Below are 23,090 nucleotides of genomic sequence, written 5' to 3'. Positions count from 1 at the left end.
GAGTTTTCCACCATGACTGCGATCCCTGGTCTCACGCCGGAGCAGCTCAGCTTCTACCATGAGAATGGCTATGTCCGTATCGCCGGACTTCTGTCACCGGAGGAGGCGGCCGCCTATCGCGCCGAGGTCCATGCTATCGCCGAGCGCCAGGGATCGAACGACGCGACCTGGGAAAGCGTGCGCGGCCAAGACACGCAAATCACGCATTGCCACGACGTCCAGTTCCGATCGGCGGCGTTCACCCGCCTCCTTGTCGACGAGCGGCTGACCAGCGTCGCGCAGGCGATCATCGGACCCAATGTCCAGCTCCATCACAGCAAGATGTTCATCAAGCCGCCGGAAAAGGGGTCGCCCTTTCCGATGCACCAGGACTTCCCCTATTTTCCGCATCGCGACCATTCGATAATCGCGGTGATCCTGCATTTCGACGATGCGCCCGAGGAGAAAGGCTGCCTGCGCGTCTATCCCGGCAGCCACAAACTGGGACCGCTCCCGGCCGTCGGGGCTGACCATCACCTGCCAGAGGACCGGTTTCCGCTCGATGGGGCGACGCCGATCCCGGCCCAAGCTGGCGACGCGATCTTCTTCTCCTATCTCCTCGCCCATGGTTCCGGTCTCAATGTATCGGACGAGCCGCGCACCACGCTGCTGGTGCAATTGCGCGATCCGGCCGACCCGCCGCTGCGCGAAGGGCATGGCTCGCGGGGTCAGGGGATGATGCTGGCCGGAATCGACCCCTCGACCGAGGAGTTCCGCTTCGCCTGGGAAGACAAGGCTGCGTAATCGCCGCCTCGTGGCCGCACTGCCGGCGCTGATGCTGCTCGGTGCGGCGCGCGACGATTCGTGCGCGGCGCTGCGCCGAGCGTTCATTCCGAACCTGGACATCGTAGCGGCAGGCGTCGCCGACGGTGCTTGCCGGGTCGAAGCTATCGCGCACCCTCACCGCGATGCCGCGATCAGGATCGAACTCTGGTTGCCCGCGTCCGCCGCCTGGAGCGGGCGCTATTACCAGATGGGGAATGGCGGCTTTGCCGGCAGCATCGATCGCGCGACACTGGCCGCGGCTGCCGGCCGCGGCGATGTCGCAGCGGCAACCGATACCGGACACCAGGGGAGCGGGTTCGACGCGAGTTGGGCAGCAAACCGGCCCGATCTGATCGAGGACTATGCCGGGCGATCGATCAAGGTCACCGCCGATGCCGCGGCGGCGCTGACCAGGCTCTATTACGGACGGTCGGCGGCAAGGCGCTACTTCATGGGATGCTCCTTTGGCGGTCGCCAGGCTCTGGTCGCGGCGACGCGCTGGCCCGACGATTGGGACGGGGTTATTGCCGGCGCGCCCGCCACGGACTGGCCGCGCCGGCTCGAGGCATTCGCCACGATCCAGCATGCGCTGCGCGCGGTCCCCGGCGGATGGATCGTTCCCGAGCGAATTGCCGATCTGGCAACCATCGCCCATGCCGCTTGCCGCCTGGGGCAAATGGGATGCGCCCCAGAGGCCATTCGACGTGCTTGCGATCGCGGGCGCAAGGCCGTCTGCCTCGCGCCCGCACAGGACGCGGCGCTGCGCGTGATCGATGCGGCGGGCTATCCGCTCGGCGACGCCGACCCCGCGGAATGGCGGCGCTGGATCGTCAACCCGGACCCTGCGGTGCCGTCGCAGCTGACTTTTGCCACGCAGGCCGCACGCTTTCTGCTCCACCGCGGGCGTCGCTGGACTATCGCGGCTTATCGCTCGAGCCCGATCGATCCGGCAACCCGTCGCACGTTCGCTCTTGGCAGCCTCGAGCGCTTCGCCGCCAAGGGTGGCAAGGTTCTCTCCTATTTCGGCACCGCAGATGCCGTCCTGCCCCCTGCATTCGCGGTTGCCGATGCCCGCGCCCATGCGGCCGAGGTCGGTGGCGGCCAGGCACTGATGCGGACGTACCGCATGTTCCTGATTCCCGGCATGGCGCATTGCCAGGGTGGAGCCGCGCCCCACGCCATCGGACAATCCCTCCCCGCCCCTCCGCTCCAGGACGATCCGCAACACGACGTGCGACGCGCGCTCGAAGCCTGGGTTGAGCGCGGGGCCGCCCCCACCAGCCTGATCGCTGCGTCGCTGCCGAACGGCACACCGCGGCGCACAGCCGTTTTGCACGCGGTCAACTTCGGCGCAGCGAGAACGCCTGGGAGATGAGTTTTTGATCTGACCGAGCAACTGGATGGTGCGCGATCCGGAGTTCCCCTTCCACCGGTGCGGGGCCGATCGGGTAGGCCAGCACTCCGGGTCAGACCCCCAGTCCCCCGGGCGGTAGTGATCGCGGCCGCGTTCGTGTTGCAGCTCAGCGACGCCGAGAGCACATCCTGCTGGTGCTTTGAATGGGATTGATGCGCTGCGTGCAACGGTTCCTTGTCTGCTTTCGACATTCAGCAACCCGGCGCTTTCGAGCAGACTGTCTTCGACGGATTGACCAATGCCACCCTGAAGGAGAATTCCATGTCCCGTCCACCGCTACCCCCGTTCACCGAGGAAACCGCGATCGAGAAGGTCCGGCTCGCCGAGGATGGCTGGAATAGCCGAGATGCCGCGAAGGTCGCGCTAGCCTACACGCTCGATACGAAGTGGCGGAACCGTGTCGAGTTCGCGACAAATCGCGAAGAGGCGCAAGCCTTCCTTACCCGCAAATGGAACAAGGAACACGAATATCGCCTGATCAAGGAGCTCTGGGCATTCACCGATAACCGCATCGCGGTGCGATATGCCTATGAGTATCGCGACGACAGCGGCCATTGGTTCCGTGCTTATGGCAATGAAAACTGGGAATTCGCCGAAGACGGCCTGATGCGGACGCGCCATGCCAGCATCAACGAAATGCCGATCACCGAGGAAGAGCGAAAATTCCGTTGGCCGCTGGGTCGCCGTCCCGACGATCATCCCGGGCTCAGTCACTTCGGCTTCTGATCCGATGGACGCGGAAAGGCGGCATGGCGTGAGCAAGTTCAAGGTGGATGCGTGCGCCCGCTTGTCGACCGAGTTCGCGTTGACCGGGCGCGCGCTTCTCGCTGAATTCGGCTTGGCGGAAACTCATATTACCTATATTGTGTTTGGATAGTTAATATCAAAATCTGTAACTTGATGTTTTGTACATCACGAGGCACCATGATCACGTCCCAGCAAATGCGCGCCGCCCGCGCCCTTCTCGAGATTGACCAGCGCCGACTCGCCGACCTCGCGGGACTGTCGCTACCGACGATCCAGCGCATGGAGGCATCGGGCGGCCAAGTACGCGGCGTGGTGGATACGCTGGTGAAGGTGATATCCGCGCTCGAGCGCGCCGGCATCGAACTGATCGGAGAGAATGCACCGAGCGTTGGAGTGGGGCGCGGCGTGCGCTTGAAAGAGACGCTGAGCGGAGACTCGCTCAAGCACGTGCCGTCCATGATGTTCGATCAGGCGTCGGGAGCCAATGGCAGTGCTCAATGACCCGCGCTGGACGGCTTATACGCCCAAGCTGATCACCGTTCTGGGCGAAGGCTATACATTCGATCGTTTCAGGCGGGATGCCATAGCGGGTCTGACCGTCGCTATCGTTGCCCTGCCGTTGGCAATGGCGCTCGGCATCGCGAGCGGCGCGTCACCCGATAAAGGTCTGATCACGGCAGTCGTCGCCGGATTCCTGATCTCCGCGCTAGGCGGATCGCGAGCGCAGGTCGGCGGCCCCACCGGCGCCTTCGTCGTAGTCGTGTTCAACGTAATCGCGCAGCACGGCTATGACGGGCTGCTCCTCGCGACTTTGGTGGCCGGCTTTCTCCTGATCATCGCGGGTTATGCCAAGCTCGGTGCGCTGGTGAAGTTCATTCCACATCCCGTGGTGACGGGCTTCACCGCGGGCATCGCCGTCATCATAGCGTCGAGCGAGGTCAAGGATTTCCTCGGCCTGTCGATCGACAAAGTGCCGGCGGATTTCCTGCCCAAATGGCAGGCCTATTTCGGCGCGCTCGGCAGCATCCATGCCACGACGCTGGCGATCGGCCTCGGGTCGCTCCTCCTCATCCTTGGCTTGCGCAAGGTGGCGCCACGCGTGCCCGGTTTCCTGGTCGCGGTTGTGCTCGCATCGCTGGCAGTGGCGCTCCTGCACCTACCGGTGGAGACGATCGGTTCTCGGTTTCCGCACATCCCGGCCGGCCTGCCCGTACCGGCGCTGCCGTCGATCTCGCTGGCCAAGTTCCAGGCGATTCTGCCGTCCGCCTTCACCATCGCATTCCTTGCGGGAATCGAGGCATTGCTGTCGGCAGTGGTGGCCGACGGGATGATCGGATCGCGGCACCGTTCCAATCAGGAACTGGTCGGTCAGGGTGTCGCCAACATCGCCTCGGCGCTGTTCGGCGGATTGCCGGCGACCGGCGCGATCGCTCGGACGGCGACGAACATCCGGGCCGGCGCGCTGACCCCGGTGGCCGGCATGCTGCACGCGCTGTTCCTGCTCCTGTTCATCCTGTTCGCGACCAATTTGATGGCGTTCGTTCCAATGGCTGCGCTCGCCGCGATCCTGTTCCTGGTCGCCTGGGGAATGAGCGAGCATAAGCGCTTCATCGACCTGCTGCGCATGCCCAATGGCGATCGCGCGGTACTGCTGCTCACCTTCGGGCTCACGGTATTGGTCGATCTCACCATGGCGATCGCCGTCGGCGTCACGCTCGCCTCGCTCCTGTTCATGATGCGGATGAGCGAGACGGTCCAGATCGACGCGGGAGTCGGTGAAATGCCCGACGACGATGACAGCGAGGATATTCATCAGCGTGATGCTCTTCCCGCGGGTGTCGAGGTATTCCGCATCGACGGGCCGGTCTTTTTCGGCATCGCCAGCGAGTTGCTCGATACGCTGCGGCGCATCGGCAGCACGCCGAAAGTCATCATCCTGCGCATGCGGCGCGTGCCGTTGCTCGACGCGAGCGGCGCGACGACGATCGCCGACATCCTGCGCCAGTCAAACGCCGCCGGCACCCAGGTCATTCTGTCCGGCGTGCAGCCGCAACCTCTCGCCATGCTCGATCGCGTTCATCTCGGGCGAGGCAATGCCGGCATCATCCATGCCGAGAGCTTTCCCGAAGCGTTGCGAATTGCGGCAAGCATCGTGAAAACGACCAACCCCGCGCCCGCCACGCTCAATTGATAGCTGGAACGAAAGCCCGACCATGACCGACAGCAACGACGATTATGTATATGACGAAGCCACCGGCGAGTGGATCAGCGCTTCTGCAGCTGCGGCGAACGCGCAGGATTCCGATGCCATCGAAGTCCGCGATGCCGTCGGCAATCTGCTCGCCGACGGCGATAGCGTGACGCTCATCAAGGATCTGACGGTCAAGGGCGCCAATCAGACGCTGAAGCGGGGCACGGTGATCAAGTCGATCCGACTGACCGGCGATGCCCAGGAGATCGACTGCCGCTACGAGGGCATCAAGGGCCTGGTCCTGCGCGCGGAATTCGTCCGCAAGCGCTGACGAAGCCCTGGGCTGGCGCGGGATCTAGCCGAGTGGCGGTGCGTCGGACTGGCGCCGGACGAGATCGAAATCGAGCACCAGATGCTGCGGCGCGCCGCTCTTGCCGTTCTTGCGATCCTTGATCTCGCGCACCAGCAATTCAACCGCGGTCCGCGACATCTCGATGATCGGCTGGCGGATCGTGGTGAGCTCGGGCCAGATCGTCGTCGCGAGCGCGGTGTCGTCGAACCCGCACACGGTGAGGTCGCGCGGCACGTCGAGTCTGCGACGATGCGCGACGGCCACCGCCGCCGCCGCCATGTCATCGTTGCTCGCGAAGATCGCGGTTGGCCGGTCGGCCAATGTCAGCAATCGCTCGGCCCCGTCGAGGCCCGATCGATAGGTGAACAGCCCTTGCACGATCAGCCCCGCTTCCTCGTCCAATCCGCTCCCGGCCAAAGCGGCGCGATAGCCGGCCAGGCGTTCGGCGCTCGCGGTCTGGTTGGGATTGCCGATGATGAAGCCGATCCGGCGGTGGCCCAGCCCGATCAGGTGCCGCGTCATCTCGAATGCGGCGCGGCGATCGTCGATGCTGACCGCCGCCATCGTGTCGATCGGTCGGCCGGTCGCGACCGCAACTGCCGGGATATCGTGCTCCGCGACGGCCGCCAGGACCGCCGTCGCGTCGCAGAGCGGCGGCGGCAGGACGATCCCGTCGACCCTGCCCTGGACCAGATGATCGATGACTGATTGTTCGAGCGCATCCTCATCGCATTTCTCGACGATCAGCTGAACATTGCTGCGTGACGCCTGGTCGAGGCTGCCGACCAGGAATTCGCTGAGATAGGCGGAACTGGGATTGCTGTAGAGCAGCCCAATGCGCATCTCCTCGCCCCCGGCCAGCGACCGCGCGGCGGCGCTGGGCGAGTAATTCAGCTTGCGGATCACCTCATTGACCAGCTCGCGCGTGCGGTCGCGTACATTGGCCTCGCCGTTGATCACGCGCGACACCGTCATCGGAGAAACGCCCGCTGCCGCTGCGACATCGCTGATCGTCGGTGCGTTGCGCTGTCGTCTGGAGGGTCGGTTAGTCATTGCGGTCTCCGGCCGGGCCGCTCCCCTATGGGCATCGCCACGCGGCAATCAAGGACGCTGTCGCTTCGCTGCGGTCGCGGCCGCGATCAGGGAACGAGCAACGGGCGCATTTCGGGTATCGCGACCGAGAGCTCGCGAGTCACCATGGTTGCGAAGTAATTCGCACCTTCGATGCCGAGATGGGTGTGGTCGAACGACAATTTCGGCTGCGCCATGGGATTGACCATCACTTCGGTGGATCGTGCCGGCGTCGGTGGGGTGGGCTGTGCCGCGCCGACCGGAACCTCGGCAAAGCGATCGGCCGCCGCCGAACCCATCGCACCGACCGCGGCCGCGCTGTCGGCATTGAGATCGAGCAGGGGCACCTTCAGTTCCGCCGCCACCTTGCGTGTCGCCGCAGCCCAGGGCGCGAGGTCGTTGACCAGCTTGCCGTCGACGAAGCTGCGGCGCGTCAGCGGCGTGACGAGCACCGGATGTGCGCCGGCCGCGCGCGCTTCTTCGACATAGCGCTTCAAATTGGCCGGGAATTCCGTCGCGAGATCGGTCGACCGGCCCGGCTTGCCGGGCTGGTCGTTATGCCCGAACTGGATCAGGACCCAGATGTCGCGATAGCCCGGCGTCCGCATTTCCGACAGCGCGATGTCCCATGATCCCTCAGCGCGATAATTGCCGGTGCTGCGCCCACCGCGGGCGAGGTTCACGCACGCCATGAACGAGGTCACGTGATAGCCACAGAAACTGGGGCCCCAGCCGCCGAACACGGCGGTGGTCGAATCGCCGACCAGGATGATCTTGGACGGCTGGATATGCCTGACGGGTTCGGGCGCTGCCGGGGCGGGCGGCGCGGTTTGCGCCATGGCGGGGATCGCGAATAAGGAGAGCGCAACGGCGACGGCGCCGAATTTGGTCGTCATGATCAGAGAGCCTCGAACTTGAAGTTGCTGAACCGCGCTTCGCCGCGTCCGGCCGAATAAAGGCCGGGGCGGAGCATCAGGAAGCCGCCGCGCACATTGTGGTGATAACCCGACACTTCCATGCCGCGGTCGAACCGGCGCCAGGTTTTGCCGCCGTCGCCGCTGGTGTGGATCGCGACGATGTGCCGTTTGTTGGCGATCCGGATGCGCATCTTGCGGCCATGCGGATTGGCTGGCCGGCCGCGCTCCATGCCATATTGGTGCGTGACGAAATTCCGCTCGTCGAAGCCGAGCCCGCAATAGAGCTTTTCGTCATAGAACAGCACCAGCCCGGCGGTGCCGCCGGGGCCGATCTCGACATCGCATTCGAATTGATAGGCCGGGTCGCCTGCGATGATCAGCAGCGGCGGAGAATCGACCGGCGCCTTGCCACTGGCTTTCATCAACAGGCTGTTATGCTCGATCCGGAGGCGATCGCGTTCGCCCGGTCCCGGCTTGAAGAAATTCCACCGCGACCCGAGGTCGAGCGTCGCAAAATCGTCCGACAGACGCAGGCCGTGTGGCAACGCCTGCCCACCTTTAGGTTTGGCGATCGGTCGCGACAGATCGCCTCCTGTCATCCGGAACCATCCGTCCGGCGTCCATCGCACCGGATCGAGCAGCGCCTGGCGCCCGAGTGTCCAGAATCCGTTCTCGAAGCCGTGATAGAGCGACCACCAGCTGCCATCGGGTCCTTCGACCAGCGAGGCGTGGCCGCGCGACCACCATTTCTCGTCATTGCTGACGGTACGCACGACTGGGTTGGCCGGACAATTCTCCCACGGACCATGAATCGATTTCGACCGTGCGACGATCACCATATGGCCGGTGGGCGGCCCGGCGGTGCCGCCGACCGCGGTAATCATGTAGAACCAGTCACCGTGGCGATGGATCTTGGGTCCTTCGGGCGAGAAGCTCTCGACATCCCATTCGGGGGGATAATGCCAGGGATCATAGACATGCTCGACCTGGCCGACGGTCGACAAGCCATCATCGGCCAGCCGGATGCGATCACCGCCTGACAGGAACAGCCAGCGCGATCCGTCTTCGCCAACCGCGTGGCACGGATCGATATGATTGGGAATCTTGAGATCGACCGGCTCGCTCCACGGCCCGTCGATCGAGTCCGCCCAGATCACCCAGATCGAATTCGGGCTGCCTTTGGTCGGGATGTAGAGGAAATAGCGCCCGCCATGCTTGGCGAGCGAGACCGCCCAGACCGAGCCGATATTGCGAGTCAGCGCGGGTTTGCGCGGTTGCCAGTTCACCAGGTCGCGCGAATGCCAGATGGTCAGCCCCGGATAGGAATCGAAGCTGGAAAACGTCATATAGTAATCGGCGCCGTCCTTCAGCACCGCGGGATCGGGATGATCGCCGGCCAGCACCGGATTGAGGAACCTCCCGTCGCCAAGATCGGCGATGCGCTGATTGTCGATTCCCCGCTTCCACGCGTCCGGCTTGCCCGGCGCCACTGCCGCGTCCGCGACCCGCGGGGCCAATGCCGAGGCGCCGCCGGCCAGCGCCATGGCGAAAGCGTCTCTTCTATTGACGGTCATTCGAGATCCTTATGTCGACAGGGTATCCAGAGCCAAAAATACCCGCCGGTACGCAGAGCTGCATACCGGCGGAAAGGTCCGTCCCAGGGAGGACGGTAGGGCAGATCAGAACGTCACGCGCGCGCCGAGGCGGAAGACACGGCCCGAACTGGCATATTGGGTCACGGCCTCCTGCCCTTCATAGGCGTAGCGGTTGCTCGTCTGGTTGGTGAGGTTGAGCCCTTCCGCGGTGATCGCGAAGTTTTCGAAAATGTTGAAACTAACCGAGGCGTCGACGTTGGTCGTCGCCTGGCTGTAGACGAAGTCGTTGATCAGCGGACCGTCGCAGCCGACCGATTCCACCGCTCCGCTGCCGACCGTGGTGAGGCCGGGGCTGCACGAGCCCGCCGCGATCGGATAGGCCGTGCTGTAGCCCTTGCGATGCGCGACCGATACGCGCGCCCGGAAGCCCTTCACCTCGTAGAACAAGGTTGCATTGAGCGCCTGGGGCGAGACCCCGAGAAACGGTCCCTTGCCTACCGTCTGCGGCTTGGTCGCCGAGCCGGGGTCGAGGATATAAGTCAGTTGCGACTTGATATAAGTGTAGTTCACCAACACGCCGAAATTCTTGAGGAAGCCCGGCAGGAAGGTGAAATTCTGCTGATAGCTGACCTCGATGCCGCGCAGATATCCGCCCGGCGCATCGCGATATTGGCGCGCGGTGAAGGCGTAGTTGTTGTCCAGATAGGCCAGCTGGTTGACGTTAGTATATTGGGCCCGGATCGCAGCGACCACCGTGGGATCGCCGACCAGGTCGGACAAGGGCGCCGAGAACAGCACGGTCTGCGGGAAGCTCGAAATCTGCTTCGAGAACGCCGCCACCGACAACAGGGCGCCCTTGGCAAAATACCATTCGATGCTGGCGTCGAGGTTGGTCGACYGGAACGGGCTGAGCTTGGGATTGCCGATCGTCAGTGACGCGCCGGTCGTGCTGCCGTCGCTCGGGACGGAGATGCTGGTGATCGTCGGCGACAGATTGCCGAGCAGCGGCCGCGCCATCACTTTCGATGCGCTGAACCGCACCAGTAGGTTGCGGACGGGCTCGTAGATCAGGTTCATCGACGGCAGCCAGTCGGTGTAATTGTTCTTGCCGACGATCGGCCGCCCAGCTTGCGACGTCCCGGTCGAGGTCAGGTCGGTGATCGCCACCCGGGTGCCGGCATTGCCGCGAAAGGGACGTCCGAACAATTCGGTCTTGAAGTCGAACTCGAGATAGAATCCCTTGTCCTTCTCAACGACGCCGTAATTGTTCTGCCCGCCGTTGCGCAGCGTGGTCAGACGCCAGTCGCCCCATTTGTTGATGCAATTGCACTCGAACCCGATCAAATTGTTGAACTTGTCGAGGTCGGGGACGACGAAGCTGGTCGGGGTGCCGTCGGGCACCTGGATGCCGGTGCCGAACGACACGATCTTGCTGTTCGCTGCGGTGGTCGATCCGGCCTCGAGCAGCGTGGGGTTGAGCGTGTCGGTGTTGCGCTCGGCCTGTTGCGTATAGAAACCGAATTCGCGGATGTTGGCCCCGAAACCGATGTTGAACTGGTCGTTCACTTGCCAGTCGAAATCGGCCTTGCCGCCTTTATAGGTGTTCCGGACATAACGCTCATAGTGACGGACCGCCGAGAAACCCTTGACCGTCTGCCAGTTGTTCGGATCGGCCACGTTGAAGCCGAAATCCATCTTGGGCATGGTCCCGCCGCCGCGTTCGTCGAACACGAAATTCTGCGGCGAATCCATCCGGTTGAACTCGACCAGCAAGCCGGTCGAATAGTTCACCGACTTGGACTGGCCATAGAGCGCGGTCATCTTGAAATTGTCGGCGAATTCGTGGTCGAGCCGTGCCGAGCCCTGCCAGAAAGTCGTCGTGTACGCGCCATAGTCGACCGCCGACCGGAAATCGACGTTCCGGAGAACGAGATAATCGGCCAGACCGTTGGTCACATTGGCATCGAGCACATCGACCCCCGGCCGCCCGATCAACTGGCCGCGATAAGCCAGGCCGTTCGACGAGGGGATATACCCGACCGAATTCGGGTTGTTGTAATAATCATAGGGGTCGAGATTGTTGGGATTGGTGCTGAAGATATTGGCGTTGGCCGGGCTGGTACCGCCTGGCGTCACCGCCGCATTGCCAAGCACCGCCGGGACCAGGTTGCCCTTGGCGTCGAGCGCAGTCGAAAAAGCGGGGGTGGTGCCGTACATCGACGATCCGCAATCCTGCGCGGGCACGATCGAGCTGCCGGCATTGGGCGTGCACAGCCCCGGATAGGTGCCCCGCGCGGCGGTCGGGGTAAGTCGGCCGGTGGCGTTGTTGTACGCCGCATTGGTGTTGTTGCGATTGAGGCCGACCGGCGAGAGCTGATCGTTCTCGCTGACATTCTTGAACCGAGAGTAGAGGCCGTCGATCGTCAGCCGCGTCTTGGACGAGATGTCCCATTGATACGCGCCGGTCAGACCGAGGCGCTGATTCTTGACCACCTGATGAGTCAGCGACGGCAAAGCGGGAATGCGAACTTGCGAATCGTCGAAGCGTCCCGGCGTGTTGAACGGTGCGCCGGGATACAGCTTGGCATAGGCGGCCGGGTCAGATCCGGTCTGGAAGGCAAGCGCGTCGGGGTTCTTGTAGGGCAGCGCGGTCCCGGCCGGCGCCGAGAAGCCGGAGCGTTGGGGATTGCCTTCGCCGAGGAATTGGCTGCTGCGGTAGAGATAGTCCGACGCGCCCGGACCACGCTGGTACTGATCGATGATGTTGATTTCGCGGTTATATGCGCCGGAGAACAACAAGCCCATGCGCTTGTCCTTGCCGAACCTGACTGACGCGAGGCCGGCGATGCGCGGGTTTATCTTCTTGCTGTTCTGATTGTAGCTCGCCTGACCCGAGAGGGCGAACTTCGATCCCTTGTAATCGAACGGCTTGCCGGTCACGAGGTCGATCGTCGCGCCCAGCGACCCCTCATCGGTTTCCGCCGATGGCGTCTTCTGGATGCGCAGCGAACTGAACAGCTCGGACGCGAAGGTGTTGTAGTCGAACGCGCGGCTGCGGTTGGGCGAGGTGCCTGAATCGTTCGATCCTGCCGTCGACAGCGCTTCCATGCCGTTCAGCCGCGTGCGGTTGAAGTCGCCGCCCAACCCACGCACCGTGATCCCGCGCCCTTCACCATTGTCGCGATCGATCGACACGCCGGGCAGTCGCTGAAGCGATTCGGCCAGATTGGAATCGGGAAAGTCGGCGATGTCCTGTGCGTTGATCTCGTCGATCTGGACGTCCGAATTGCGCTTGTCGTTGAGTGCCGACGCGATCGAATTGCGAAAACCGGTGACGACGATTTCCTTGATGCCCTCGCTACTCGCGGTCTCAGTCGTGTTCGCGCCGGTCCCTTGCGGGCGCGTCGTGTCCTGCTGACCGGCCGTTTGGGCGTATGCGCCCTGTGTCACGAAGAGTCCCGCGAGCGCCAATGCCGACAGGGACACCGTATCGATCGCGCCCTTCCTGATCCTAGTCCTGAACATTCCTGATCCTCCCTCTTTTGATCTGGTCGATTGCCGGTCAGCCGTGCCAGTCGCCGAGCACGGCACGGGGTGTGAAAGCCGCCGCCTGGCTGGCGGTCAGCAACCGGCGGCCGATCGCGGCCGGGCCGGCTCCGGGCCCGCGGCTGGCAAATTCGAACAGCCGCGCATCGGCGGGCTGGAACAGGCGCTTCTGCCCGGCGGGATCGGTGAACCCCATCGCGGTCCAGCCCTCGGCGCGGATATGCGCGTCCATCCAACAGCGCAGGAACGTGGAGGCGCCCACCAGCCGCATATTGCCGCCGGCGCGCCATGGCCGTCCGAGATAGGTGGAAGCGTCGGGCACGCCCGCCTCGCGCGCGATCCGGCAATCGGCGAAGACCAATCCATAAGGCTGGTCGGCCGGCGTGCTCGGCGCACTGAGATAGCCCTGGATCTCCGCGCCGGGGACCAATCGGCTGACGATCTCGCAGCGATCGAACAACGCCGCCGCGCCGCCGAAAATGAAGTCGACGCATCCCGAAATCCGGCAGTCGCTGAAGCGCGCGCGACCCTGGACGTAGAGCGTATCCTGATAGCCCTCGATCGCGCAGTTTTCGACGCGGGAGCGGTCGGCGCCACGGCCGAGCGACAAGGCCACCGCCTGCGCGCCACCACTCGCCTGGGTGATGCGGTCCTGGAGAAAATCGAAGCTGTTGCGGATGGTAAGGTTGCGCAAGGTGGCGCCCGGCGCCTCAACGGTCAGCGTGGCCGAGCCGCCGGTGCCCCATTTCCCGCCGTCCGGACGGTGAAGGCCGGCCGCGGCACCGAAGCTGATGATCGTCCGCGGCCCGCTGCCCGCGATCGTCACATTAGGCGCGCGGACGACGCATTTCTCGGTGAAGACCCCCGGCCCGAGCTGGATCGTGAAAGGTTTCCCGCCGGCGCGATCCGCCAGCTCCAGCGCGGCGGCGAGGGTTGGAACGGTGCCTGGGCGGCCGTTTGGATCGACAGCGGCGCCCCGATTGCTTGCGGGCACGGCGAGCGCTCGGGACCCTATGCCCAGTGCAACGCCGCCGGCGAGGAACCGCCGCCGATCGAGGGCGTACAAAGCCATCAATGGGTTCCGCTCAACCCGGACGGGGTCGCGGCCGCATCCAGTCATGTCCTCTCCCCAGCGGTTTCTCCGCTTTTTTCAGCCGGCGCGAGGTTGTCATCTTCCGGCTATGATGGTAGCGATACCAGCCGAGTGATACCGGTGTCAATGCCGGATCAGGAGAGGTAGAATGCGCCTGAAAACGGGGCCAAACGGGCCGACGCGCCGCGCGATCATGGGGTCGCTGTCCGCCGCCGCGGCGTTGCCATTCCTTCCCCGCGCCTGGTCCGCGACTCGCGTCCGCAAGTCTCCTCTGACACTTTGGTACGAACGACCGGCTGCGGCATGGACCGAGGCGCTGCCCGTCGGCAACGGCCGCATCGGTGCGATGATCTTCGGCGGAATCGCCAAAGAACGCCTGCAATTAAATGAAGATACACTGTGGGGCGGCGGCCCCTACGACCCCGTCAATCCTCAGGCAAAAGCCAATCTGCCCGAACTGCGCCGCCTGATTTTTGCCGGCCGGTACGCCGAAGCGGAAGCCTTCGCCAACGCGCATGTCATGGCGACGCCATTGCGCCAGGCGTCGTATAAACCGATCGGAGATCTGGCGATCGAGATGGTCGGGATCCGCGATATCGATGCTACCGGTTACCATCGGGCGCTCGACATCGATTCCGCGGTCGCCGAAACCCGCTTCACGGCGGGTGGCATCACTTACGCCCGCAGCGTGCTAGCGTCTCCGGTGGACCAGGTCGTCGCGGTCCGGCTGTCGGCCAATCGGCCGGGTAAAATCTCCTGCCGCTTATCGTTCACCTCACCCGAAAAGGCATCGCGGTCGAGCATTGAGCGGAGCGACACTCTTGTCCTGAGCGGCCGCAACGATCCGGAAGGCGCGATAGCCGGAGCGCTGACGTTCGAAGCCCGCCTGCGCGCGCGGTCGCGCGGCGGCACGATCCGGCCCGATGGCGACGCGCTGGTGATCGATGGTGCCGATGAGATCGTCCTGCTGATCGCGATGGCGACGAGCTACCGGCGCTATGACGACGTATCCGGCGATCCGACCGCGATCACGCGCGCGCAGATCGACAAGGCCGCGGCGCGGTCGTTCGCCGCGATTGCCGCCGACACCACAGCCGAGCATCGCCGTCTGTTCCGCCGGGTGGCGATCGATCTGGGGCGGACCGATGCCGCCGACCAGCCGACCGACGTCCGCATCAAGCAGTCCGAGACCGTTGCCGACCCCGCGCTCGCCGCGCTGTATTTCCAATATGGCCGGTACCTGCTGATCTCTTGCTCGCGCCCCGGCGGACAGGCGGCGAACCTGCAGGGACTGTGGAATGAGAGCCCCCGCCCGCCCTGGGGCAGCAAGTATACGATCAACATCAATACCGAGATGAACTACTGGCCGGCCGAGCCGACCAACCTGCCCGAATGCGTCGAGCCGCTGATCCAGCTGATCCGCGACATCGCGCAAACTGGAGAGCGCACCGCACGCGACATGTACGGCGCGCGCGGCTGGGTCTGTCACCATAACACCGACCTGTGGCGAGCGACCGCGCCGATCGATGGTGCCAAATTCGGGCTGTGGCCGATGGGCGGCGCCTGGCTGTGCACGCATCTGTGGGCGCATTACGATTACGATCGCGACAAGGCCTTCCTGGCCTCGGTCTATCCGATCCTGCGCGGCGCCAGCCTGTTCTTCCTCGATACGCTGCAGACCGATCCGACCACCGGTCATCTCGTCACCAATCCGTCCATGTCACCCGAAAACGGGCACGGCCACGGATCGTCGCTGATCTACGCGCCGACGATGGACATGGAGATACTGCGCGACCTGTTTGACCAGACCGTCGCAGCCGCCGGAATCCTGGGACGGGATGCTGATCTCGCCAAACAGATCGCCGACGCCCGCGCGCGGCTGTTGCCGCTGCAGATCGGCGTGCAGGGCCAGCTCCAGGAATGGCCGATGGACTGGGACATGCAGGCGGACGACCTGCATCATCGCCACGTCTCGCATCTCTATGGCCTGTTCCCGAGCCACCAGATCGATATCGAGCGCACCCCCGACCTCGCCCGCGCGGCGAAGAAATCGCTCGAGATTCGCGGCGACAAAGCGACCGGCTGGGCGACCGCCTGGCGGATCAATTTGTGGGCGCGGCTGCGCGACGGCGATCACGCGCATTCGATCCTCGCCTTCCTGCTGGGGCCGGAGCGCACCTATCCCAACATGTTCGACGCGCACCCGCCGTTCCAGATCGACGGCAATTTCGGTGGCACATCGGGGATCACCGAAATGCTGATGCAGTGCCAGGACGACATTATCGACCTGCTGCCCGCCTTGCCGAGCGCGTGGCCGACGGGATCGATCTCTGGCCTCCGCGCGCGGGGCGGCTGCACCGTCGATCTCGCCTGGCGCGACGGGAAGCTCGCGCGCGCGGCGATCACCGGCAGCGAACCAGGCAGCCGCAGGGTGCGCTGTGCCGGGCGATCGATCGAGGTCGAGATAGTGCCGGGCAAGCCGGTACCGATCCGACCGGTGCGCTTCGCATGATGCCGTCCGCGCAACCGCATACCGGCTTGGGGGAAGATCGATGGAACTGAACCGGCGTGGTTTCCTGGGCGTGGCGAGCGCCGGCGTGGCGGCAGGCTTTGTCGGTACGACTCATGCGGCACCCGTTCTGCTCGAGATTCCCGATACCGGCTGGAAATTGTGGATCGACCGCGAAGCACGCTATCTCGACGACCGCATCTTCCTCCCCTCCGACGTCAACCTCGCAACATTGCCGGTCAATCCACCGACGGGAGGCTGGAACACGCTCGATACAGCCGGAGCGCTGACCGTCACGCTCCCGACCACGGTCGAGGAACATCTGTGGGGCAAGTTCGGCGAACGCCCCTATACCGCCGACGAATATCGCTACGCGGAAACCGACCCGGTCCCACAGAACGGCGCCTATCGCGGCGTGTCGTGGTGGTATCGTTCGATCGACATTCCGGTGGCCGCGCGCGGCAAGCGCGTCATGCTCCATATCCGCGGCGCGCGGATGCGAGCGGAAATCTATCTCAACGAAAAGCTGGTCGGCTATTCGATCATGTCCGAATTGCCGATCGACTGCGACCTGACCGGGGCGATGCAGCCAGGCCAGCCCAATCGGCTCGCGATCCGCATCACCAATCCCGGAGGGCGCTACGACTGGCGCGATTCAACAACGATGCAATGGGGGGCCGCCAAGCTCTTCCTGTCGCACGGCTTTGGCGGGCTCGATCGCGGCCTGACGCTTAGCGCGCATCCGATCGACGCGCATATACGCGACGCCTGGGTGCTCAACACACCCGATCCGCGCGTGATCAGCGCGCGAATGGAGATCGTGTTCGAGCGCGCGCCGCGCGATATCGCCGCGTTGCGCGCACAGGCGACGCTCGCTTTGCTCGACACCAGGGGCGCGACGCTACCCGCGACGGCCAGCATCGATTCGCTGACGCTCAACGGCAAGATTGCCACCGCGGTCTTCACCTTGCGCGCGACCGAAGCCGAATTGTGGAGCCTCGAGACTCCGACGCTCTACCTGGCGCGGTTCGGCTGGGGCGACGACATTCGCAAGGTCCGTTTCGGCTTCCGCTGGTTCGCACCGGACGGGGTCGGCAGCAACGCGATGTTGCGCCTCAACGGCCGCCGCGTGCGGCTCTATTCGGCGATCTCCTGGGGCTATTGGGGCTATAGCGGGCTGTGGCCGACACCCGAGCTTGCTCGCCGCGAAGTCACCTCGGCCAAGGCGTTGGGGCTCAACTGCCTCCATTTTCACCGTAATGTCGGCAAGGCGGAGGTGTTCGCCGCACAGGACGAAATGGGGCTGCTGCGCGTAATGGAGCCAGGCGGCGGCCGTTTCGCGATCGGACGCGACGTGAAGCCGGGCGAGCAATTGTCGCCCGCGGATCGCTTCAGCCGCACCTTCCTCGTCGAAAAATGCGTCGCGATGGCAAAGGCGTTCCGCTCGCATCCCTCGCTGGTTCAATACACATTGCAGAACGAACTTGGCGCCAACCTCGCCAATCCGGACGTCCAGGCGGTATTGACGGCGATCCACAACGTCGATCCCAGCCGAACGGTCGTGCTCAACGACGGCTTCGTCCAGCGCGGCGCGGCGCAGGCGATGTACCTGCCTTACGATAACCATTTCTATCGGTCGGACAGGGAGCAATGGGGCGGCTGGTGGAACAATCACCAGGGCGCGGGCGACCAATGGTACGACAAATTCTATCGCGGCAAGGACGATTATATCCACCGCCAGACCGGCAAGCCGTTCATCGTCGAATTCGGCGAGATGGAAGGCTGCGCGGTCGCCGATAACCACGCGAAGATGGTCGCGGACATCACCCAGCGAGGCAGTTCCTACGATCTTGCCGACCATCGCGCGACCCTGACCGCGACCGAGGCGTTTCTCGACAAATGGGGCTTTCGCAAAGCCTTCCCCACCGCGGAAAGCCTGTTCCTGTCGATCGGCCGCAAAGCCTATGACAGCTGGCAGAATTATCTCGAGAATATCCGCATCGGCGACGAAGTCGACATCGCGTGCATCAGCGGATGGGAAACGACCGCGATCGAGAACCATTCGGGAATCGTCGACAATCTCCGCTATTTCAAGGCCGATCCGGCGCTTGTCCGCGCGAGCCTGTTGCCGATACGGCCGGTCGCCAAGCAGCGCCGGCTGGCTTATGCGTTGGGCGAAAGCGCGGAGGTCGACCTCTATCTGTTCAACGACAGCGGCGAACAGGTGCCGGGAACGCTCCGCCTGTCGGTGATCGGACCCGATGGCAGCGAGCGCGACGTCGCGACCTATCCTGCTCCAACATTCGAGCCGGATGTGATGCGGCACTTGATCGCCGAGCAGGTCGCACTTCCCGCTTTTGGAGTGCCCGGCCCGCACCGCGTCCGTTTCGCGCATTCGGCGCATCCCGACGCGACATTCGAACGTACCTTGTGGATCGTCGCGCCCGCGGCAAAGCCGGCCCGCCCGATCAGAATCGCGGTCACCGGGGTAGCGCAGTCCCTCCGCGCGCAGCTGACGGCCCTCACCGGCGTGTCGGTCGAGGATTGGAAGCCGGGCGGCCGCTACGACGGCATCGTCGCGCAGGGCCTCAAGGTCGACGAGATCGCGCGGCGCCAGATCGGCGAGCAGACTGGCCTCGAGGCGCAGCCGAAGAAAGGCGAGAAGCCCAAACTGGTTCTGGGCGAGATCGACGGCGCCGTGCTCGATGCGGTGAAATCGGGAACGCCCCTGCTCGCGTTCGTGCCAGAGGATGGTCTGGCCGACGGGGTCGCCCGCCAGCTCTCCGCGCTCGGCCTGTTCAGTTATGAGGGCCAGGTCGGCGACCTCCGCGCGCCATGGATGGGGAATTGGAATTACCTCCGTGCGCATCCCCTGTTCGACGGCATCCCCGCGGACATGGCGACCGGCGTGCTGCATCAGGTCGAGGGTCAGGCGTCGAACGGCCTGATCGTCGATGGCGAGGGCGTCGAGGTGATCGCAGGCTACAGCCGTGACCATGACCGCCGCAACGGCGCAGCGACGCTGATCGCGCGCCATGCCGGCATGCGCGTCGCGGTCCATCGCATGCCCGACATGGTGGCGCCGTTGCAGCGCCGATTCATGGAAAATGCCGTCCGCTGGCTCGCCGTCGGCGCGCGCGCCTGACATCGAAATCGAGGGAGAGATAGATATGCGTAGTTGGACGATGGCACTGTTGCTGGGCGGTGCGCTTGGATCGGCGGCGACGGTTGAGGCGAGAGTGATCGGTTCGATGACCCCCGCGGCGCCGATCACCGAGGCCAGGATCGAGACGTTGCCGGCCGCAGAACGGGCGGTTTGGACGGCCTATCTCGCCAAATCGCGTGCGCTGATGGCGGCGGACAAGGCGGCGCTCGCGGCCGAGCGCGGTAATGCGGCCTATCCCGAGGCGCCGCATCCCGGCCGGTCCGGCGGCAGCGGCATGCCGATGGACCGGCCGCCGGCGTGGTATGCCTCTGACGAGGCGCGGCACATCGGCGACACCATCGTCAGCTTCCAGACTCCCGCCGGCGGCTGGGGCAAGAACATGGACCGCAGCGGTCCGGTGCGCGCGCGCGGCCAGCATTACGTGCCGATCGAGCATTTGCCGGCCAATGCCCGCGAGGACATCAAGACCGCCGATCCCAATTGGGCTTATGTCGGCACGATCGACAACAACGCGACGACGTCCGAGTTGCGCTTCCTCGCGCGCGTCCAGGCGCAGGCGCCGGGCGCGGCAGGAGAGCCCTATCGCCGCGCCTTCCTGAAAGGCGTGCGCTATCTGCTCGACGCGCAATTCCCAAATGGCGGCTGGCCGCAAGTCTATCCGCTGCAAGGCGGCTATCACGACGCGCTGACCTTCAACGATGACGCGTTGTCGCAAGTCGCCGAGCTGCTCGCCGACGTCGCGGTACGGCGGAGCGACTATGCCTTTGTCCCTACCCCGCTCGCTGCCCAGGCCGAAGCCGCCGAGGCGAAAGCGATCAAGGTCATCCTGACGACGCAAGTCGTGGTGGACGGCAAGCGGACCATCTGGGGTCAGCAGCACGACGCGCTGACGCTGGCGCCCGCCGGTGCCAGGAACTTCGAGCCGATCGCCTTGTCGTCCGACGAAAGCGCCGACTTGTTGCTGTTTCTGATGAAACGCCCCAACCCCTCGCCCGCGATCATCGCAGCGGTGCGCGACGGTATCGGCTGGCTTAAGGCGCATGCCCTGTACGGCGTCGAATGGACCCGCAACGAGCCCGGCAGCGGCGGCCGCAAGCTGATCGCGAAAGATGGCGCCGGGCCGCTCTGGTCGCGTTATTACGACATCGCCACCGGCAAGCCGATCTTCGGCGACCGCGACAAAACGATCCATGACGACGTCAACGAACTGAGCGAGGAACGGCGCAACGGGTACAGCTGGTTCAATGCCGGACCCGCCAAGGCGGTATCCGCATTCGACCGCTGGGCTCCTGCGTCCGCACACAAAACAGGTAGCTAGCCACGCCGAGCATTTCCAGCCGCTCGCTTGCGGCAACGACTTTGCCTATGCATCGCGCATGATCGGCCTCCGCTCCGCCATCGCACGCCAGGTACGCAGCTTGTTGTCCGATCCCGCCAATCGGCCGATCGAGCGCGCGTTCGACGGTAGCGGGTTGTTCGCGCCCGATTCGGTCAGTTGGCGCGTCCATATCGACGTCACCGGTATGATGGTAGGCGGCATCGCTGCCCTAATGCTGCAGATGCTGCACCCGCGCGTGCTGGCGGGCGTGTGGGATCATTCGAGCTTTCGCGACGACATGAATGCTCGGCTGAGAGGCACCGCGCGCTTCATCGCCCAGACCACGTTCGAGACGCGTGCGTCCGCGCAAGAGCAGATCGCACGCGTCCGCAACATTCACGACGCGGTGTCGGGAATACTGCCCGACGGCACCCCGTATCGGGCTAGCGATCCGCATTTGCTCGCCTGGGTCCACGTCGCGGAAGTGTCGAGCTTTCTCGCCGGCTGGATCCGCTACGGCGAACCCGCGATGAGCGTCACCGACCAGGATCGTTATTATGCCGAGGTTGCGCTGATCGCCGAGCTGCTCGGCGCGGATCCGATCCCGCGCAGCCGCGCCGAGGCGGACGCGATCATCCGCGACTTCCTGCCCGAATTGCAGGCTGATACGCGCAGCCATGAAGTGCTCCACATCCTGCTCGATCAGCCCCCACCGAGCCTGATGCTGCTGCCGTTCCAGGCGATGACGATGCGCGCCGCCATCGACCTGCTGCCCGACTGGGCACGCCGCATGCACGGCCTCCGTCGTCCGAGCCTGAGCCGCCCGGTCGTCCATGCCGGCACGCGCGGCATCGCCGAGGTCGTGCGCTGGGCGCTGAAGTCCTGACTCAGGCGATCGACGCGCGACGCCGGGCGTAGAGGAAATAGATCGCCAGCCCGATCCCGTTCCAGATGAAGAACGATATCTGCGTAATGCTCTGCAGGCTGGTGAAGAGGTAGAGGCAGCCCAGGATCGCGATCGGCGCGACCAGCCACACCAAAGGCGTGCGGAACGGCCGCGTCACCCCCGGATCGCGCCGGCGCGACACCAAAACGCACACCGCCACCGCGATGAACGCGCACAATGTCCCCGCATTGGCGAGGCTGGCGATGACGTCGAGCGGGACGAGTGCGGCGAGCACCGACACCAAAACCGCCGTTACCGCGGTGATCCGCGCGGGCGTGCCGCGGGTCGATACCTTGGCGAGGCTGGCGGGCAGGAAGCCGTCGCGCGCCATCACCAGGAAGATCCGGCTCTGGCCGTAGAGGAAGCCCAGGATGACGGTCGGCAACGCGATCGCCGCGGCCGCCGCGACCACCGTCGCGACGCTCCCCTGCCCGATCTCACGCAGGATCAGCGCGAGCGGCTCGGGACTGTTCGAGAATTTGGAGAAATGGAGCGCGCCCACCGCAGCCGCAGCGACGATCATGTAGATCACCGTGCACGCGAGCATCGATCCGACGATGCCGATCGCCAGATCGCGTTCGGGGCGCTTGGTCTCTTCGGCGGCGGTCGAGATTGCGTCGAAACCGTAGAAGGCGAAGAAGATGATTGCGGCCGCACCCATCATGCCGAACTTCACGCCACACTGGCCGGGCGTGCTGCCGTAACCGAGCGGCGCGAACGGATGCAGATTGGCCATGTCGAAATGCGGCAAGGCGACTGCCACGAACAACGCCAGCGTCACGATCTTGAGCAGCACCAACGCCGAATTGATCCGCGCACTTTCGCGCGTCCCGAGCATCAACAGTCCCGCTACCACGGCGATGATCAGGATTGCCGGCAAATTGATCCCGAAACTGGCGGTCGCGGTCGCGGCTGCGCCGCAGACCTGGCCGCCCAGCGTCGGACCGTGCGTCAGATAGTCGGGGAGAATGATCCCCAATCCCTTCAGAAACCCGACCGCATAGCCTGACCAGCCCACAGCGACGGTGGCGACCACCAACGAATATTCGAGGATCAACGACCAGCCGACCACCCAGGCGATAACCTCGCCCAATGTTGCATAACTATAGGTGTAAGCACTGCCCGACGCCGGGATCATCGTCGCCATTTCGGCATAACAGAGCGCCGCCGCCGCGCAGATCGCGCCCGCGACGACGAAGCTCAACAGCACTGCGGGTCCGGCACGATCGGCGCCCACCCCGATCAAGGTCAGGATACCGGTGCCGACGATCGCGCCGACGCCCAACGCGACCAGATGCGGCCAGCTCAGCGTCCGCGCGAGCTGATGCTCGGGCGGCGCTTCGGTGATGGTCTTGCGGCGGAGAAGACTTGGCATTGGCACCCCTAATTTGCTCGTCTAGGGCAGGTCGTAACAGACGAAA

17 protein-coding genes are annotated in these 23,090 nt (G+C 64.7%); 11 read left to right on the top strand and 6 right to left on the bottom strand.

Translation table 11 applies throughout. From position 1 onward, the window contains the following. Positions 1–12: 12 nt before the first annotated feature. The 7 genes from AC1DQQ_RS04155 to AC1DQQ_RS04125 all read left to right on the top strand — a co-directional run bounded on the left by AC1DQQ_RS04155 (position 13) and on the right by AC1DQQ_RS04125 (position 5,487). On the top strand, positions 13–783 hold the full coding sequence (locus AC1DQQ_RS04155) for a phytanoyl-CoA dioxygenase family protein (protein WP_478044323.1): 771 nt from the start codon (positions 13–15) through the stop codon (positions 781–783). 10 nt (positions 784–793) lie between these two features. Continuing rightward, positions 794–2,179 carry a tannase/feruloyl esterase family alpha/beta hydrolase gene (locus AC1DQQ_RS04150; RefSeq protein WP_478044321.1) on the top strand — a complete coding sequence of 462 codons (1,386 nt, stop codon included), beginning with the start codon at positions 794–796 and terminating at the stop codon, positions 2,177–2,179. Between the two features lie 300 nt (positions 2,180–2,479). After that, positions 2,480–2,944, top strand: a complete 465-nt coding sequence (locus AC1DQQ_RS04145) for a nuclear transport factor 2 family protein (protein WP_478044320.1) — start codon at positions 2,480–2,482, stop codon at positions 2,942–2,944. 28 nt (positions 2,945–2,972) lie between these two features. Then, positions 2,973–3,095: a hypothetical protein gene (locus tag AC1DQQ_RS04140; RefSeq protein ID WP_478040548.1), complete on the top strand. Its 123-nt coding sequence runs from the start codon at positions 2,973–2,975 to the stop codon at positions 3,093–3,095. A 47-nt stretch (positions 3,096–3,142) separates the two neighbouring features. Further along, positions 3,143–3,466: a helix-turn-helix domain-containing protein gene (locus tag AC1DQQ_RS04135; RefSeq protein ID WP_478040547.1), complete on the top strand. Its 324-nt coding sequence runs from the start codon at positions 3,143–3,145 to the stop codon at positions 3,464–3,466. Then, entirely contained in the window at positions 3,450–5,156 is a 1,707-nt protein-coding gene (locus AC1DQQ_RS04130) for a SulP family inorganic anion transporter (protein ID WP_478040546.1), read from the top strand. Before AC1DQQ_RS04135 ends, AC1DQQ_RS04130 begins: the two co-directional genes overlap by 17 nt. A 22-nt stretch (positions 5,157–5,178) precedes the next feature. Continuing rightward, a complete protein-coding gene (locus AC1DQQ_RS04125; protein WP_478040545.1) occupies positions 5,179–5,487 on the top strand; it encodes a zinc ribbon domain-containing protein YjdM in 309 nt (102 codons plus the stop codon). A 24-nt stretch (positions 5,488–5,511) separates the two neighbouring features. Here AC1DQQ_RS04125 and AC1DQQ_RS04120 read toward each other — a convergent pair whose 3' ends face one another. The 5 genes from AC1DQQ_RS04120 to AC1DQQ_RS04100 form a co-directional block, all read right to left on the bottom strand. After that, positions 5,512–6,561, bottom strand: a complete 1,050-nt coding sequence (locus tag AC1DQQ_RS04120; protein ID WP_478044319.1) for a LacI family DNA-binding transcriptional regulator — start codon at positions 6,559–6,561, stop codon at positions 5,512–5,514. An 86-nt stretch (positions 6,562–6,647) separates the two neighbouring features. Then, entirely contained in the window at positions 6,648–7,475 is an 828-nt protein-coding gene (locus tag AC1DQQ_RS04115; RefSeq protein ID WP_478044317.1) for a rhamnogalacturonan acetylesterase, read from the bottom strand. A gap of 2 nt (positions 7,476–7,477) precedes the next feature. Continuing rightward, on the bottom strand, positions 7,478–9,070 hold the full coding sequence (locus AC1DQQ_RS04110) for a family 43 glycosylhydrolase (RefSeq protein WP_478040542.1): 1,593 nt from the start codon (positions 9,068–9,070) through the stop codon (positions 7,478–7,480). A gap of 105 nt (positions 9,071–9,175) precedes the next feature. Then, a complete protein-coding gene (locus AC1DQQ_RS04105) occupies positions 9,176–12,616 on the bottom strand; it encodes a TonB-dependent receptor domain-containing protein (protein WP_478044315.1) in 3,441 nt (1,146 codons plus the stop codon). Positions 12,617–12,653: 37 nt separating this feature from the next. Next, on the bottom strand, positions 12,654–13,709 hold the full coding sequence (locus tag AC1DQQ_RS04100; protein WP_478044314.1) for a pectinesterase family protein: 1,056 nt from the start codon (positions 13,707–13,709) through the stop codon (positions 12,654–12,656). A 169-nt stretch (positions 13,710–13,878) separates the two neighbouring features. Here AC1DQQ_RS04100 and AC1DQQ_RS04095 point away from each other — a divergent pair, with 169 nt between their 5' ends. Genes AC1DQQ_RS04095 through AC1DQQ_RS04080 form a run of 4 tightly spaced genes read left to right on the top strand, consistent with a single transcriptional unit; the run spans position 13,879 to position 21,609 of the window. Next, positions 13,879–16,242: a glycoside hydrolase family 95 protein gene (locus AC1DQQ_RS04095; RefSeq protein WP_478044313.1), complete on the top strand. Its 2,364-nt coding sequence runs from the start codon at positions 13,879–13,881 to the stop codon at positions 16,240–16,242. A 40-nt stretch (positions 16,243–16,282) separates the two neighbouring features. Then, positions 16,283–19,384 (top strand): glycoside hydrolase family 2 protein, encoded by a 3,102-nt coding sequence (locus AC1DQQ_RS04090; protein WP_478044311.1) that lies wholly within the window; start codon positions 16,283–16,285, stop codon positions 19,382–19,384. Positions 19,385–19,409: 25 nt separating this feature from the next. After that, positions 19,410–20,723, top strand: coding sequence for a pectate lyase (gene pelA / locus AC1DQQ_RS04085; protein WP_478044310.1), 1,314 nt, complete (start codon positions 19,410–19,412; stop codon positions 20,721–20,723). A 58-nt stretch (positions 20,724–20,781) separates the two neighbouring features. Continuing rightward, positions 20,782–21,609, top strand: coding sequence for an oxygenase MpaB family protein (locus tag AC1DQQ_RS04080; RefSeq protein ID WP_478044308.1), 828 nt, complete (start codon positions 20,782–20,784; stop codon positions 21,607–21,609). Position 21,610: 1 nt separating this feature from the next. Here AC1DQQ_RS04080 and AC1DQQ_RS04075 read toward each other — a convergent pair whose 3' ends face one another. Further along, positions 21,611–23,044 (bottom strand): amino acid permease, encoded by a 1,434-nt coding sequence (locus AC1DQQ_RS04075; RefSeq protein ID WP_478044306.1) that lies wholly within the window; start codon positions 23,042–23,044, stop codon positions 21,611–21,613. Positions 23,045–23,090 lie beyond the last annotated feature (46 nt).

The organism is Sphingomonas sp. P4_G3 (genome assembly GCF_056401105.1).
The sequence above is the reverse complement of the archived record's forward strand: the minus strand, read 5'-3'. Positions and strand labels throughout refer to the sequence as shown.